Here is a 16,554-nt window from a genome sequence, read left to right on the forward strand (position 1 = left end):
TTTTTCAATGAAAATCCGTTATTATGATCTTATAGATCAAACTTTTGATTTTCCCAATGAGGAATTTTCTATAAAAAATAATTTTTTAGAATTTCACGGAATTCCATTAATGGATCTTATAAAAAAATATGGAACTCCATTAAAGTTTACATATTTACCGAAAATATCTAAAAATATACGAAAAGCCAGAAAATGGTTTGAAAAAGCAATTCATTCCAATCAATATAATAACAAATATACTTATTGTTATTGTACAAAAAGTTCTCATTTTTCTTTTGTGTTAGAAGAAGCTCTGAAAAATAATATTAGTATTGAAACTTCATATGCTTATGATATAGAAATAGTAAAAAATCTTTATAAAAAAGGAAAAACAACTAAAAATATTGAAGTTATATGCAATGGATTTAAACCCAAAAATTATATTGAAAACATATCAGAACTTATTAATAACGGGTTCTATAATACAATACCAATATTAGACAATTCCGAAGAATTAGAAAAATTAAGTTTAGTTATTAATTATCCTTTTAAATTAGGTATACGTATAGCTTCTGAAGAGGAACCTAAATTTGAATTTTATACTTCTAGATTAGGAATTGGATATAAAGATATTATTGTTTTTTATTTAAATAAAATAAAAAATAATCCTAAAGTGGAATTAAAAATGTTACATTTTTTCATAAATACAGGAATAAAAGATACCGCTTATTATTGGAATGAACTTTTCAAATGCTTACATATTTATGCTAAACTAAAAAAAATAGCACCAGAATTAGAAATTTTGAACATAGGAGGAGGTTTTCCTATTAAAACATCTATGTCTTTTAAGTATAATTATGAATACATGACCAATGAAATTGTTTATCAGATAAAAAAATTTTGTCAAGAAGAAAATATTTCAGAACCTCATATTTACACAGAATTTGGAGCTTATACAGTAGGAGAAAGTGGAGGAATTTTATATAAAATACTTAATCAAAAACGTCAAAATGATAGAGAAAAATGGAATATGATAGATAGCTCTTTCATGACAACGCTTCCTGACACTTGGGCAATAAGTCGTAGATTTATTATGATGGCAATCAATCGTTGGAATGATTGTTATGAAAGGGTTTTTTTAGGAGGATTAACATGTGATAGTGATGATTATTATAATTCAGAACAACATATGAATGCAATATATCTTCCTTGTTTTCATCAAAAAATACCGCTTTATATTGGATTTTTTAATACTGGAGCTTATCAAGATACAATTAGCGGATATGGTGGAGTGCATCATTGTTTAATTCCTCAACCTATTCATATATTGATAGATCATGACGAAAAAGAAAATTTTGTATACAAAATTTTTCGTCAATCACAAAGTCCAGAAGAAATTCTAAAAATATTAGGATATTGAAATTTCATTATAGAAATAAAAAAAAAACTTTTGCGGGAATTCCTAAAAAGTACGCCACACTTGATCAATCTAAAACGGTGCTTATTCCAGTTCCATATGATTATACTCAAACATGGAAAAAAGGGGCTAAGAAAGGACCTAAAGCTTTTTTATCTGCCGCAGAACATATGGAATTATATGATATTGAAACCAATTCAGAAGTATATAAAAAAGGAATTTTTCTTGTTCCCTATATTATAAATTCTTCAGTTTCCACAAAAAAAATGATTGAAAAAGTATATAATGTTACAAAAAAATTTCTTTCTAAAGAGAAATTCATAACATTTATAGGAGGAGATCATTCTATATCAATAGGAAGTATTAGAGCTTTTGGAGAAAAATATACAAATTTAAGCATTCTTCATATGGACGCGCATACAGATTTGCGTCCTATGTATAAAGGAAGTCCTTATAATCACGCTTGTTCCATGTATGAAGCTTCCAAAAAATATCCTTTAATACAAATAGGAATTCGTAGTATGGATATAATGGAGAAAAAATATATTCAAAAAGAAAATATATTTTATATGCATAAAATTTATCAAAATGATTTATGGATGCAAAATGCTATTCATAAATTATCTAATAATGTATTTATCAGTATAGATATAGATGTTTTTGATCCTAGTATCGCCCCTTCTACAGGTACTCCAGAACCAGGAGGGTTATCTTGGTACACAACTTTAAAATTTTTGAAAAAAGTTTTTAATAAAAAAAATGTAATAGGATTTGATATTGTTGAACTTTTACCTAATAAAAATGAATCTTCTACAGATTTTCTAGCTGTAAAACTTTACTATAAATTATTATCATATAAACATGTAAATGTAAATTAATTATATATGAATCAAAAAATCATTATAACTATAGATGGTTATTCTTCATCAGGAAAAAGTACTTTAGCAAAAAAAATTTCTAAAAAACTAAAATATAAATATATAGATAGTGGCGCTCTGTATAGAAGTGTAGCTTTACTTGCTATTCGAAAAAAAATTTTTTATAGTGATTTGTGGAATACAAAAAATTTTATTCCTATTTTGAAAGAAACAAACTTAAAATTTAAATGGAATCAAAAATATAGTCAAACAGATATTTTTTTAAATGGGGAAAATATTCAACATAAGATTAGATCAAAACAAGTAACAAATAAAGTTAGTTTAATAGCTCAAATTCCAGAAATTAGAGAAAGATTGACTCTTATGCAAAGAAACATTGGAAAAAATAAAGGAATCGTTATAGATGGAAGAGATGCAGGTCACTATGTTTTTCCTAAATCAGAGTTAAAGATATTTATGAAAGGATCTATAGAGATTCGTTCTTACAGAAGATATCAAGATCTAAAAAAAATAGGAGAAAAAGTTTCTTATGAAGAAGTAAGAAAAAATCTAATTCATAGAGATATGATGGATATTTCACGAAATATTTCTCCACTTAAAAAGTCTGTAGATTCTATAGAAATAGATAATACATTTCTAAGTATAGAAGAACAATTAAATCTTATTTTTAAATTTATAAATAAAAGGACCTCCATCATATGAAATTATTAAATGGAAAAATAGCTGTAGTTACAGGAGGGTCAGGGGATATAGGTCAATCTATAGTCAAAACTTTTGTACAACATGGGGCTAATGTTATTTTTACATTTTTTTCCTCAATAAAGAAAGCAAAAGAATTAGAATTGAAATTCAAAAATCTCGTAGAAGCGTATAAAATAGATCTTTCAGATTTTAATTCATCAAAAAATTTAGTGCAAAAAGTTATAAAAAAATATGGGAGTATAGATATATTAGTGAATAATGCAGGGATTATAAAAGATAAGTTTTTGCTTAAAATTTCGAAAAAAGATTGGGATTATGTTATTAAAACTAATCTATATTCTATATTTAATTTAACTAAACATGCTATTTATCCTATGATGAAACAAAAAAAAGGAAGCATTATTAATATGAGTTCTGTTGTAGGATTAACAGGTAATATTGGACAATCTAATTATGCAGCATCTAAAGCAGGAATTATTGGATTCACAAAATCAATAGCCAGAGAATTAGGAAAAAAAAACATCCGTTGTAATGCCATAGCTCCTGGATATATCGTAACAAAAATGAATTCTCATTTTATACCTAAAATTAAAGAAAATTGGATAAAAAGTATTCCATTAAAAAGAGCAGGAACTCCTCAAGATGTAGCGAACTCGACTTTATTTCTCGCTTCAGATTTATCAAATTATATTACTGGAACTGTGTTAAATGTAAACGGAGGATTAATTTAAATTATAAATGTTATCAAATAAAAAAATTGTACAAAGTTTAGGTGAGATTTTAAAAGCAAAATCTATATTTAATATAATTATATCTCCAGGATCTAGAAATGCTCCAATCATTATACATTTTACTCAACACAAAAATTTTAAAACTTATAGTGTCGTAGACGAACGATGTGCTGCTTTTTTTGCTTTAGGAATTGCTCAACAAATAAGAAAACCTGTAGTTATTAGTTGTACTTCTGGATCTGCTGTTGTAAATTGTTATTCTGCAATAACGGAGGCTTTTTATCAAAGTATTCCCCTTATTTTAGTCACTGCAGATAGACCAAAAAGAATTATAGATGTATTTGAAGGCCAATCCATTCATCAGGAAAATATTTTTCAAAAACATGTAGAAACTTCTATTCAATTAACAGAAGATGAATCTGAATCAGGAATATGGTACAATGATAGATTGATGAATCAATCAATAAATAAGTGTATTTTAAAAAATAAACCTATACATATTAATATTCCATTTTCGGAACCACTTTATAATACCACAAATTATTTACAAGTAAAACCTAAAATCATAAAAACTATACCTGTTAAAAATTATATCGAAACTTGTAATTATAAAAAAGAACAGTATATATGGAAAAAATATGAAAAAAAAATGATCTTATTAGGATTGTATTACCCAGGAAATAAAAAGAAGATGGAAAATATTTTAAGAAAATTAAGCTTGGATCCTTCTATTGTCATTTTTACAGAAACTACATCTCATGTATATGGAAAACTTTTTTTCTCCAGTATAGAAAAATTGATTTTTAATATGAATCCTAAAAAATGGATGAGTTTAAAGCCTCATATTTTATTAACCATCGGAATAAATATTATATCAAAAAAAATAAAATTTTTTTTAAGAAAATATCCTCCTATATATCATTGGCATATAGGGGAACATTACGAATGTTATCCGGATACCTATTATAGGTTAACTACTTATTGGCCTATCAATCCAGAATTATTTTTAAAAATTTTTTGTAATTATAATAATACTGTTTCAGATTACAGGAAAAAATGGGAAAAATTGAGAAAAGAAAAAATAAAAAAACACAAATTTTTTTTAAAAAAAGAAAAAAGTTTTTCAGATTTAAAAGTTATATTTTCTGTATTTAAAGCTATACCTAATAATACAGTTTTACAATTAGGAAATAGCATGATTGTAAGATATTATCAACTTTTTGATGAAAAAAAATATTCTATTAAATCTTATTGTAATCGAGGTACTTCAGGAATAGATGGATGTGTTTCAACGGCTGTAGGTTCTGCTATGATAATAAAAAAAACTGTTACATTGATTGTTGGAGATATTAGTTTTTTTTACGACAGTAATGCTTTATGGAATAATTATATTCCAAAAAACTTTCGTATTATACTTATTAATAATGGAGGAGGAAATATTTTTAGATTTATTTCAGAAAAAAAACTTCCAGAAAAAATATTTAATTTTTTTGAAACAAAACATATCTTTTCTGCAAAAAAGATATGCGAAATGCATAATTGGAAATACAAAAAAGTATCCGATCAACATGCTTTAAAAAATAGTTTATCATTTTTTTGGAAAAAATCAAATCACCCTTTTTTATTGGAAATCAATACTAAAAAATCAAATAATGCTAAAATTTTGAAAAAATATTTACGATCCTGAATATGAAATAATATCCCATAAAGCTTTAATCCTTGCAAAAATTTCTCTAAATTGTATTTTACTGTCAAAAGTGAAGCTTTTGGCATTAAATCCAATTACATCTAATCCCAAACAATTTCCAATAAAAATAGCTCTTTCATTGTGAAACTTTTGAGATATAATCGTAAATTTTTTTTTGTGAAAAATTTTATAAACTCTAACAATAGAATGTAAAGTATTAATTCCATAAAAATCTTCATATATAAAATGAGAAGGAATCCCTTTTTTAATTAATTCCTTTTTCATCATTTTTGGTTCATTATAGTTTTTTTCTCTATTATCTCCACTTACAATGACATAACGTATTTTTTTATGAATAAAAAGTGAATAAGCTGCATCTATTCTATATTTAAAATAAGCGTTAATTCCTCCTCCATGTAAATATTTAGAAGTCCCTAAAACTACACCAAACGTATTATATGGAATATAATTAATTGAATCGTAATTTTTTTTTAGAGACCAATAGCTCATTACAATATAACAAAATGTAATAAATAAAATAATAAGAAAAAATGTACGTTTTATTTGTCCAATCTAACTAACTAAAAAGAATCATCTTCTATAACCCATTCTCCTTTTTCTAAAAAAAATTCTATCTGTTTGAATTTAATATTTTTAGTTTCTCCCGTAATTAAATTACGAATATTAATTCTATTGTTTCTCCCTAATTTTTTTTTATCTTTTCCTTTCCTGAGATTTGTTTTCAAATTATTATTTTTTTTTGGTAAACACAAGATATCTCCTCTTATGATAACGGATTTAAGTAAGAAAGAAACAATTTTTTTGTTTATATCATAAACTCTTTCTTGAAATAAATTAAAAGCATTTTGTTTATAAACAATAAGAGGATCTTTTTGTTCAAAAACAGCATTTTGTACAGAATATCGTAAACTATCCATTTCACGTAAATGTTCTTTCCATTTTTCATCCATGAAACATAATATGGTCTTTCTTTCAAATATAGATAATAAAGATTTACCTTTTGTATTATAGAAATCTATCAAATCTGATCCAATAACTATATTTTTAGACCCATCTGTTAAAACAATTCGTATTTGATAAAATTCATGATTTTTTTTATCAACATCGACAATGTGAGATATAATAGATTTTATGTCGTGATCAATCATTTTGATCTTCTTTTTTTCATAAAAATTCATAATTAAATCATGAAGTTTGTTGACAGAATTACGTTCTTTATTAGAAAAAAAATCATTTTCTTGTAGTGGAAATTTAATACCAAAAATATGAATAAATTCATATTCCAAATTTTTGAAATCATTTAGAGATTTGTTAACATTTATCATCACATCTAACAAAATATAGATCATGTTAGAAATGTCTAAACTCAATTCATTTCCACACAATGCATTTCTTCGTTTTTTGTAAATAAATTCTCTTTGTTTATTAATAACATCATCATAGTCTAATAAACGTTTTCGTATACTGAAATTATTGTCCTCTATTTTTTTTTGTGCTTTTTCAATAGATTTGGTTAACAAAGGATGTTGTATTATGTCCCCTTCTTTATGTCCAAATCGATCCATTAACTTAGAAAGTCTTTCTGAATCAATAAATAAACGAATCAAATTATCTTCTAAAGACACATAAAATTGAGAACTTCCTGGATCGCCTTGACGACCTGATCTTCCTCTTAATTGATTATCTACTCTTCTGGAATCATGTCTTTCAGTTCCTAAAACGGACAATCCTCCATTTTTAATGACTTCTCTTGATAGTTTAATATCTGTTCCGCGACCTGCCATATTAGTTGCTATGGTGACAGATCCAGGATATCCTGCTTTTGCTATGATTTCCGCTTCTTTTTCATGTAATTTAGCATTTAAAACATTATGTGGTATTTTCATAAATTTTAAAGCTCTACTTAGAAACTCTGAAATTTCAACAGAAGTTGTTCCAACAAGAACGGGACGTTTTTCATTTTTAGATAAAAAAATAATTTTTTCTATAATAGCATTATATTTTTCTCGTTTAGTTTTAAAAACAAGATCTTGCAAATCTTTTCTTTGTATTTTTTTATGTGTAGGAATTACGACCACATCTAATTTGTATATATGCCAAAACTCTCCAGATTCTGTTTCTGCTGTTCCTGTCATTCCAGATATTTTCCTATACATTCTAAAATAATTTTGTAAAGTGATTGTAGCAAAAGTCTGACTTGAAGATTCAATTTCTACATTTTCTTTCGCTTCTATAGCTTGATGCAACCCATCAGAATAACGTCTTCCTTCCATAATCCGACCCGTTTGTTCATCTACTATTTTCACTTTTCCTCCTAAAACAACATAATCTACATCTATTTCAAATAAAGTAAAAGCTTTAAGTAACTGATTTATAGTATGAATTCTTTGTGATTTTATAGAAAAATTTTTCAAAAGTTTTTCCTTCTCTTTTGTTTCTTTTTCTTTAGAAAAATTTTTTTTCTCTAACTCCGTTAGTTCAAGATTCACATCTGGTAAAACGAAAAAACCTATATCTTTCACATTTTTTGATAAAAATTCAATTCCTTTATCTGTTAATTCTACAGTATTATTTTTTTCATCAATAACAAAATAAAGATCTTTATCTACTTTATACATTTCTCTTCCATAATCTTGCAAATACTGGCTTTCGATTTTTTGTAGAATTAAACGCATATTATCTTCACTCAAAAATTTTATTAAAGATTTTTTTTTGGGTAATCCACGATGTGCTTGAAATAATTTAAATCCACCTAATTTTTTTTCTCCATTTTTGATTAAATTTTTTGCTTCCTGCAAAAAATTATTAACGATAACGTTTTGTTTGTTAACTAAAGTTTTTACTTTTTCTTTAAATAATTCAAATTCTTCCTTATTATCTTTTTTAGGATCAACAGGGCCTGATATAATTAAAGGAGTTCGTGCTTCATCTATCAACACAGAATCTATTTCATCTATAATAGCATAATTTAATTCTCTCTGGACTAATTCTTCTTTAGAACAAGCCATATTATCACGTAAATAATCAAAAACAAATTCATTGTTTGTTCCATAAGTAATATCTGCTTGATAAGCTTTTTTACGCATATATACATCAGAAGATGAATAATTATCAATACAATCAACTTTTAATCCATGAAATTCCATTAAAGGAGCCATCCAACTTGTATCTCTTCTAGATAAATAATTATTTACTGTAACAATATGCACTCCTCTTCCAGATAAAGCATTTAAATAAGCCGACAAAGTCGCTACAAAAGTTTTTCCTTCTCCTGTAGCCATTTCAGATATTTTTCCTTGATGTAAGACCACTCCTCCCATAAGCTGAACATCATAATGAACCATATCCCAAATTATATTTTTTCCATATGCATCCCACTCATTCTTCCAAATGGCTTGATTTCCGTTCAAATGAACATAAGACTTTATTTTGGATAATTCTTCATCAAAAGAAGTATATTTTACGATAAGTTGTTTCTTTTCTTTCAAACGTTTTGCTGTTTCTTTAATTATAGAAAAAGCTTGAGGTAAAATGTTTATTAATACTTTTTGTTCTATTTTATAACATTCCTCTTGAATATTTTCTACACTTGAGTATATTTTTTCTAGAACGCTAATAGAACAAAATTTATCTTGTATTTTTTTTAATAATTTTTTTTCTTCTTCATGAAATTTTTTTGTAGATTCTTGTATAATTTTTTTTAAATCTTGAGTTTTATTTCTTAATTCGTCGTCAGATAATAAGAATATTTTTTTCTCTTCTTTTTTGATTTGAATTAAAAATTCATTAACCTCTTTAAGGTCTCTATCATTTTTATTTACTAATAATTTATTTAAAATTTTTCTTATAAAACTCATTAAAGTAAGAAATATAATCGGTCATACAAAAAAATTTAAAGTTCATATTCATCTCTATTCCAATAAAAATCTTCGTCATCACGTGGATAATCTGCCCATATGTCTTCCATAGATTCAAAAACTTCTCCTTCCCCATTTTCTAATTGTTGAAGATTTTCAACAACTTCTAAAGGAGCTCCTGTACGAATAGCAAAATCAATCAATTCTTCTTTTGTAGCAGGCCAAGGCGCGTCTTCTAAATGAGAAGCTAATTCTAAAGTCCAATACATATTATTTTAAATTATTAAAAAATAAAAAATGATATTTTATTTTTATATATTTGATTTTCAAAAATCAATGAACTTTTTCATAATAAAAATCACAAGATAAAATTAGTGAATTTAAATTACAAATAAATTACATGAAAAAGTTTCCAAAAATTGTATTCATAGGATCAAATCATTTTTCTCTTTATTCTTTAAAAGAATTATGTATAAAACAATACAATATTATAGGAATTATAACAAGCCCTGATAATCAATTTTTTAAGAATCAAGGGGAAAAAGCATTTACTCCTGTAAAAATATACGCATTACAAAATAATATTCCCTTCTTACAACCTAAAAATCTGTTGAATTATTCTTTTTTAGAAAATTTAAAAAAATGGAATGCAGATATACAAATTGTTGTATCTTTTAGAATTTTACCTAAAGAAATATGGAATTTGCCTAGAATGGGATCTTTTAATTTACACGCATCTCTTCTCCCACAATATAGAGGAGCAGCTCCTATTAATTGGGTAATTATTAATGGAGAAGATAAAACGGGATTGACTACTTTTTTCATAAAAGAAAAAATAGACTCTGGAGAAATTATTTTACAAAAAGAAATTAAAATAAGAAAAGAAGAAACTGCAGGAGAATTGGAGAATAAATTAAAAATTATAAGTGGTTCTATGGTGATTCAAACTTTAGAAAATATTTTATTTAATAAAATAAAACTTGTTTCTCAAAAAAATATTGATTCTTCTTTATTAAAATATGCTCCAAAAATATCGACCAATGATTGTAGAATACAATGGGAAAATCCTTCTATAGAATCTATTTACAATAAAATAAGAGGATTAAGCCCTCATCCTACTGCATGGACATTGTTATTTTTTAATGAAAAAAAATTTGTTAGATTTAAAATCTTTGTTGTTGAAAAAATACGAAAAATACATACTTTTCCAATTGGTTTTATATTCATCATTTCATCTTATGAAATGCAAATTTCCGTTAAAGAAGGTTTTATCTCTATTATTGAAGGACAAATAGAGGGAAAAAAAAGAATGCATATTAAAAATTTAATTAATGGATTGAAAATAAGAGAAAATCTTTTTGTTCAATAAAAATATTGTTGATTTATCCTTTATATATATATTTGCTATTCTATTGCTATTGTTAATTATAATATTATTTTATAGTTAATTAAAATTAAATTTCATTATTCATGAACAAAACAGAATTAGTTAATTCAATAGCTGAAAAAACTGGAATAACAAAAATAAAAGCTAAAAACGTTACAGATGCATTCATTGAAACTGTAGTTGAATCTTTAAAAAAAGGTGATAAGGTCACTTTGGTAGGATTCGGAACCTTTTCTGTAGTAGAAAGACATCCTAGAAATGGAGTAAATCCTAGAACAGGAAAAAAAATACATATTCCAGGTAAAAAAGTAGCCAAATTTAAAATAGGAGCAGAATTAACAAAATTGTGACTTTTAATTTTAAAAAGATAAAGTTTGTTTTCTTCAAACTTTATCTTTTATTTTTTTATGGAGATAATCGATGAAAGATCCATTTTTTTTTATTTTCTAAAATATAAATAATCCGATCGTGAAGTCTATTAGGTTGCCCTTGCCAAAATTCCATTTTATATGGTTTTACAATATATCCTCCCCAATAAAAAGGACGTTTTATAGTTTTTTTATTGAAAAAATTATTCCATTTTTTATATTGTTTCAACAAATATTCTTTAGATGAAATAATCATACTTTGTCTAGAAACCCAACTTCCAATTTGATTTCCTCTAGGTCTATTATGAAAATATTCATCTGATTTTTTTCTTTTAATTTTTGATGTCATTCCTTTAATAATAATTTGTCTTTCCATATTTTTCCAATAAAAAGAAATACATACTTTTGGTATATTTTGAATTGCTCTCCCTTTCAAACTATAATAATTTGTATAAAAAATGAATCCATCTTCTGAGTATTCTTTTAACAAAACGATTCTAGTTTCTGGACCTCCATCTTCTCCTATAGTAGAAATAGACATAGCGTTAATTTCTTCGTTTTTTTTATGAAAAGATTTTTCTTGTTGAAACCAATTATCAAATAAATGAAAAGGTTTTTTTGGAACTTCAGATTCCAATAAGGAATTTTTTTCATAATTCTTTCTAAAACGATTCAAATCGACCATATATTATAATATTGATATAAAACAAAAATATACTAACTTTAGTTATCGATTGTATAAAAAAAACCTATAGTAGTGTATGGATAATAAAAATATACATCGGCGTGATAGCTCAGTTGGTTAGAGCATTGGATTCATAACCCAAAGGCCGGGGGTTCAAATCCCCCTCACGCTATCTATCTAAAAAAATAAAACAACACTACAGAATATGTATTTTTCTGTTTATAGTTGCTCTTTATTAAAGAAGTTATATATTTTATATAAAAGTATAAATATAAATATCTCAAATTCAATTATTTTTGAAATTTTAAAAAAAAATCAATTACAAATTATATGGAGATTAGATTCAAAAAACATAATTTATACAAATGTTAAGATATGTACTAAAAAATACACCAAAGAAAAAATAATTGTATCTATCAAATTTATGATAGATGTTCTAAGTACGTTTTCAAATGAAAAACTTTTCATAAAAAAGAAAGAAAATACACTTAACATTTATTCTCAACATGGAACTTATGAAGTTCCTATTCATGATTTTGATTCAAAAAATCATAAGAATATCCTTATGATATGGAGAAGTAAAAATTATTCTTTTATAAAAATTTATTCTAATATACTTTTAAGAGTCTTAAACAAAACTTTATTTCTTCTTGAAAGAGAAGAATTAGAATTGAAGCCTATACTAAATGGAGTATTTTTTAAATTTTTTCCTAATGAAGCCAATTTTATAGCAACAGATACTTATAGACTCGTCAAGTATACTGTAAAAAATTTTAAAACAGATCAAAATGTACAATTCACTATATCTAGAAAATATCTTTACATCATCAGGGAAATTTTGAAAAAAGAAAAAAAAAGTAATATCATTATTGAATATTGTGATAAAAAGAATATCATTTTCCGTTTTAAAAATTATATTTTTTCATGTCAACAAATTCATGAAGAATATCCAGATTATCATTCTATCATTCCTCATAATCATAAATGTAATACATCTATCGTTATCAACAAATTTTTATTTTTAAATACTATTAAAAGAGCTTCTATTTTTAGAATAAATTTTATTGATTTTCATTTTAGTCATAATAAATTAAAAATTTTCGATCAAAAAACGATTAATACTCCTATTTCAGAAATTAAATGTCAAATTGTTCAAAACAATTTGAAAAGTTTAAAAATAGGTTTTAATTCTAAATTTTTAATTGAAATTTTATCTTATTTAAATGAAGATTTTGTTTATTTTGAACTCTATGATAGAATGGGAGTTATAAGACCCTTCTCCTTATATAATAAGGAAAAAGAAGAGTCCATTTTTACATTGATCATGTCTACAATAAAAATATGAAAATATCATTGAACTGGCTGAATAAATATGTATTTCCTCTTAATATGGATGAAAACGAAATATCAAACATATTAGCTGATATTGGACTGCCTGTAAAAGGAATCAATAACGTGAATAAGGATTTTATTTTGGATGTGGAAGTGACCCCTAATCGTACAGATGCTATGAGTCATTATGGAATAGCTCGTGATTTATACGCAGTTTTGAAATTTAAAGGACATAAAGTTCATTTGGTCAAACCAATAATAAATGAAGAAAATAACAATAAATCCCATATTCAAATTTTTGTAAAAACACAACACGAAAAATGTATTATAAGATATTCTGGTATATTGATTTATGAAATAAAAATAGAACCATCTCCATATTGGTTAATTTCAAGATTAAAATCTATAGGCATAAAATCTATAAATAATATAATAGACATAATGCATTTTGTTATGCATGAATTGGGACAACCTATTCATATTTTCGATATGGATCAAATCAAGAATGGAAAAATTATAATAAAAAATGCGGAAAAAAATACATATTTTAAATCTTCAGATAATATTATAAGACAACTTGATGAAGAAGATTTAGTTATTTGTGATGCTGTAAAACCATTATCTATAGCTGGAATGATGAATCATGTAAAATCCAATATCCATATTGGAACCAAAAATATTTTTATTGGAAGTGCTTGTTTTAATCCTACTATTATACGGAATATTAGAAAAAAACATTTTCTAAAAATAGAAACACAACATCTTTTTGATAAAGATATGGATCCCAATCAAACTGTCTATGCTTTACAAAGAACAGCTTTTTTGATAAGAAAAATCATAAAAAATAAAATAATATGTTCTAATGTCGTTGATTTTTATCCTCATCCTATATTATTTTCAAAAATAAAACTTCGTTATAATAAAATTGTTAATATTATAGGAAAAAAAATATCTATAAAAAAAATTAAAAAAATTTTGTCATTATTAGAAATTATAATTGATTCCGAAAATGATAAACATTTATTTATTAGCGTCCCTTCTTATCGAACAGATGTTCAAAGAGAAATAGATGTAATTGAAGAAATATTACGAATTTATGGGATTCGTAATATTCCGATATATCATAACATAAAAATTTATACACTTCCTAAATTCTCTTACAAAACAGAATATAAAATACAACAAACACTTTTTGAACAATTAATTTGTTATGGGTTTCAAGAAATTATTTCTTCTACTATGATAAATGAAAAGAAATATTCTTTCTTACTTAATTCTTTTTTTAAAAGAAAAGAAATTAAAGTTCTTAATCCAGTAAATAAAAGTTACAAATTTATGCGCTCTAGTTTATTATCTAGTATGATAGATTGCATAGAATATAATTATAAGAATAATAGAATCGAAAATAATATGAAGTTTTTTGAATTAGGAAAAATATATTATGAAATAAATAATAAATTTTTAGAAAAAACCTATCTTGGAATAGTGATTTCGCAAAAAGAAAAAACTGAATATAAACCTTTTTTTTATTTAAAAGGAATCATAGAACAAATTTTTCAAAAAAGTGGTATATTCAACTATACTCAAGTGCTTTCCAAACATCCATTATTGGAAAATGTCATTTCTATATTGTACAATCATAAAAATTTAGTTGAAATAGGAAAATTTCAAAATAATGTTTTAAAAAGAAAAATTTTAACAAGAAATGAAATATTTTATGCAGAAATTGATTGGGAATATTTAATATCTATTATTCAAGAAAAAAAAATAATTTATGTTCCATTTTCAAAATATCCTACTTCAAGGAGAGATTTATCTTTATTAGTAGATAAAACTATTGCATTCGAAAAAATAAATCAACTAATCAAAAAAAAAGAAAATCATATAATTAAAAAAATTAAAATATATGATTTATATGAAGGGATAAATTTACCTACATCAAAAAAATCTTATACTATAAGTTTCTTTTTTGAAAGCAAAAAAGAAACATTAACTGATCAAATTATTAATAATTCAATGAAAGAAATTGAATTTTTTTTGAAGAAAGAATTAAAAGCTGAAATAAGAAAAAAATTATATAAAATGAGATAAGTTTTTCAAAACTTTTTTTAATCCAGTTTCTTGTTCGATAATTTTTGATATTTCTTTTATGTGAATTCTTTTTTGTTTCATGCTATCTCTGTTCCTCATGGTTACTGTATCTGTTTTTATAGTATCGTAATCTACAGTAAAACAAAATGGAGTTCCTATAGCGTCTTGTCTTCTATATAATTTTCCAATAGATTCTTTTTGATCATAAACTAATCTATGATGGATTTTTATATCATTAAATATTTTTTTTGCAATTTCTGGTAATCCATCTTTTTTAACTAATGGAAATATAGCAGCTTTAATCGGAGATAAATAATAAGGGAGTTTTAACACTGTACGAGTTTTTCCATTTTTTAATTTTTCCTTTTTTAAAGAAGAAGAAAATATAGCTAAGAAAATACGATCTAGTCCTAAAGATGTTTCTATAACATAAGGAAAATAATTTCTTTCTGATTCAAAAATTCTTAATTTTTTTTTTGATAAAAATTCATGATTTTTTAAATCAAAATCTCTACGAGAATGAATTCCTTCTATTTCTTGAAATCCAAAAGGAAAATAAAATTCTATATCTGATCCTGCACTAGCATAATGAGCTAAATGATTGTGATCACATAATTTATAATATTTTTCATCTCCTAAATTTAATTCTAAATGCCATTTTAATCGTATTTTCTTCCAATACTCATACCACTTGATTTCTTCTTCAGGAAGAATAAAAAATTGCATTTCCATTTGTTCAAACTCCCGCATCCTAAATATAAATTTTCTTGCAAAAATTTCATTTCTAAACGATTTTCCTATTTGTGCGATTCCAAATGGAATTTTCATTCTATTAGATTTTATAATATTCTGAAAATTAGAAAATATGCCTTGAGCTGTTTCAGGACGAAGATATAAATCTTTTTCATTTTTCATTTTAAACATCATATTGAAACAACGAATTTTTGTCCAATTTTTTGTTTTATAAACAGGATCACAAATGTTCAATTCATCAATTAAAACCTTTATATCTGCTAAATCTTTTTTTTTCAAAGATTTATATAAACGAGATAATATTTCTTTTTTTTTTTCGGGATCATTTAAAAATTTTTTTTCTATATATTCTTGAATTAAAATTTCAGGACGATATCTTTTTTTAGAATCTTTGTTATCAATTAATAACTCGTTAAATTTATCAACATGACCAGATGCTTTCCAAACATCAGAATGCATAAGAATAGAAGAATCTATTCCAACTATGTTTTCATGAAGTTGAGTCATTGACTTCCACCAAAATTCTTTAATATTATTTTTTAACTCCACTCCATATGGGCCATAATCATAAATAGCACTTAATCCTCCATAAATTTCGCTAGAAGGAAAAATAAAACCGTAAATTTTTGCATGAGAAATTAAAAAATCAAAAAAATGTTTCATATT

Annotated in this window: 14 protein-coding genes and 1 tRNA gene; 10 read left to right on the forward strand and 5 right to left on the reverse strand. The window is 24.7% G+C overall.

What is annotated here, in order from left to right; genetic code table 11:
• The first annotated feature begins 7 nt into the window (after positions 1-7).
• From BGIGA_RS02825 to menD, 5 genes are read left to right on the forward strand one after another with little or no spacing between them, the layout of a single operon-like run.
• Entirely contained in the window at positions 8-1,399 is a 1,392-nt protein-coding gene (locus BGIGA_RS02825) for a decarboxylase (RefSeq protein WP_014726861.1), read from the forward strand.
• A complete protein-coding gene (gene speB, locus BGIGA_RS02830; protein WP_014726862.1) occupies positions 1,396-2,274 on the forward strand; it encodes an agmatinase in 879 nt (292 codons plus the stop codon). Before BGIGA_RS02825 ends, speB begins: the two co-directional genes overlap by 4 nt.
• 6 nt (positions 2,275-2,280) lie before the next feature.
• Complete coding sequence (cmk, locus tag BGIGA_RS02835) at positions 2,281-2,976, forward strand: (d)CMP kinase (protein WP_014726863.1); 696 nt, start codon at positions 2,281-2,283, stop codon at positions 2,974-2,976.
• Positions 2,973-3,707: a 3-oxoacyl-[acyl-carrier-protein] reductase gene (gene fabG / locus BGIGA_RS02840; RefSeq protein ID WP_014726864.1), complete on the forward strand. Its 735-nt coding sequence runs from the start codon at positions 2,973-2,975 to the stop codon at positions 3,705-3,707. The genes cmk and fabG overlap by 4 nt, the downstream gene beginning before the upstream one ends.
• A gap of 7 nt (positions 3,708-3,714) precedes the next feature.
• Positions 3,715-5,394 (forward strand): 2-succinyl-5-enolpyruvyl-6-hydroxy-3-cyclohexene-1-carboxylic-acid synthase, encoded by a 1,680-nt coding sequence (gene menD / locus BGIGA_RS02845; RefSeq protein WP_014726865.1) that lies wholly within the window; start codon positions 3,715-3,717, stop codon positions 5,392-5,394.
• Here the strand turns inward: menD and BGIGA_RS02850 are convergent.
• The 3 genes from BGIGA_RS02850 to BGIGA_RS02860 all read right to left on the reverse strand — a co-directional run bounded on the left by BGIGA_RS02850 (position 5,383) and on the right by BGIGA_RS02860 (position 9,541).
• Positions 5,383-5,904, reverse strand: coding sequence for a vancomycin high temperature exclusion protein (locus BGIGA_RS02850; RefSeq protein WP_014726866.1), 522 nt, complete (start codon positions 5,902-5,904; stop codon positions 5,383-5,385). The two genes, menD and BGIGA_RS02850, sit on opposite strands and share 12 nt — an antisense overlap.
• A gap of 71 nt (positions 5,905-5,975) precedes the next feature.
• Positions 5,976-9,272: a preprotein translocase subunit SecA gene (gene secA, locus BGIGA_RS02855; RefSeq protein ID WP_014726867.1), complete on the reverse strand. Its 3,297-nt coding sequence runs from the start codon at positions 9,270-9,272 to the stop codon at positions 5,976-5,978.
• 35 nt (positions 9,273-9,307) lie between these two features.
• Positions 9,308-9,541: a DUF2795 domain-containing protein gene (locus tag BGIGA_RS02860; protein WP_014726868.1), complete on the reverse strand. Its 234-nt coding sequence runs from the start codon at positions 9,539-9,541 to the stop codon at positions 9,308-9,310.
• 131 nt (positions 9,542-9,672) lie between these two features.
• On the opposite strand from BGIGA_RS02860, the gene fmt reads away from it, so the two are divergent.
• Together fmt and BGIGA_RS02870 are read left to right on the forward strand one after the other, a co-directional pair.
• Positions 9,673-10,641 (forward strand): methionyl-tRNA formyltransferase, encoded by a 969-nt coding sequence (gene fmt, locus BGIGA_RS02865; RefSeq protein WP_014726869.1) that lies wholly within the window; start codon positions 9,673-9,675, stop codon positions 10,639-10,641.
• Positions 10,642-10,742: 101 nt separating this feature from the next.
• Positions 10,743-11,009, forward strand: coding sequence for an HU family DNA-binding protein (locus BGIGA_RS02870; protein WP_014726870.1), 267 nt, complete (start codon positions 10,743-10,745; stop codon positions 11,007-11,009).
• Between the two features lie 55 nt (positions 11,010-11,064).
• Here the strand turns inward: BGIGA_RS02870 and pdxH are convergent, their stop codons facing one another.
• Positions 11,065-11,712, reverse strand: a complete 648-nt coding sequence (pdxH, locus tag BGIGA_RS02875; RefSeq protein ID WP_014726871.1) for a pyridoxamine 5'-phosphate oxidase — start codon at positions 11,710-11,712, stop codon at positions 11,065-11,067.
• 98 nt (positions 11,713-11,810) lie between these two features.
• Between pdxH and BGIGA_RS02880 the strand changes: the two genes are divergently transcribed.
• From BGIGA_RS02880 to pheT, 3 genes are all read left to right on the forward strand, one after another.
• A tRNA-Met gene (locus BGIGA_RS02880) sits at positions 11,811-11,884 on the forward strand.
• 33 nt (positions 11,885-11,917) lie between these two features.
• A complete protein-coding gene (locus BGIGA_RS02885) occupies positions 11,918-13,057 on the forward strand; it encodes a DNA polymerase III subunit beta (protein WP_014726872.1) in 1,140 nt (379 codons plus the stop codon).
• Complete coding sequence (gene pheT / locus BGIGA_RS02890; protein WP_014726873.1) at positions 13,054-15,135, forward strand: phenylalanine--tRNA ligase subunit beta; 2,082 nt, start codon at positions 13,054-13,056, stop codon at positions 15,133-15,135. The genes BGIGA_RS02885 and pheT overlap by 4 nt, the downstream gene beginning before the upstream one ends.
• Here the strand turns inward: pheT and BGIGA_RS02895 are convergent.
• Positions 15,118-16,551 (reverse strand): glycine--tRNA ligase, encoded by a 1,434-nt coding sequence (locus BGIGA_RS02895; protein WP_014726874.1) that lies wholly within the window; start codon positions 16,549-16,551, stop codon positions 15,118-15,120. The two genes, pheT and BGIGA_RS02895, sit on opposite strands and share 18 nt — an antisense overlap.
• Positions 16,552-16,554 lie beyond the last annotated feature (3 nt).

Origin of the sequence: Blattabacterium sp. (Blaberus giganteus), from assembly GCF_000262715.1 — a bacterium.
Taxonomy (GTDB): Bacteria; Bacteroidota; Bacteroidia; order Flavobacteriales; family Blattabacteriaceae; genus Blattabacterium.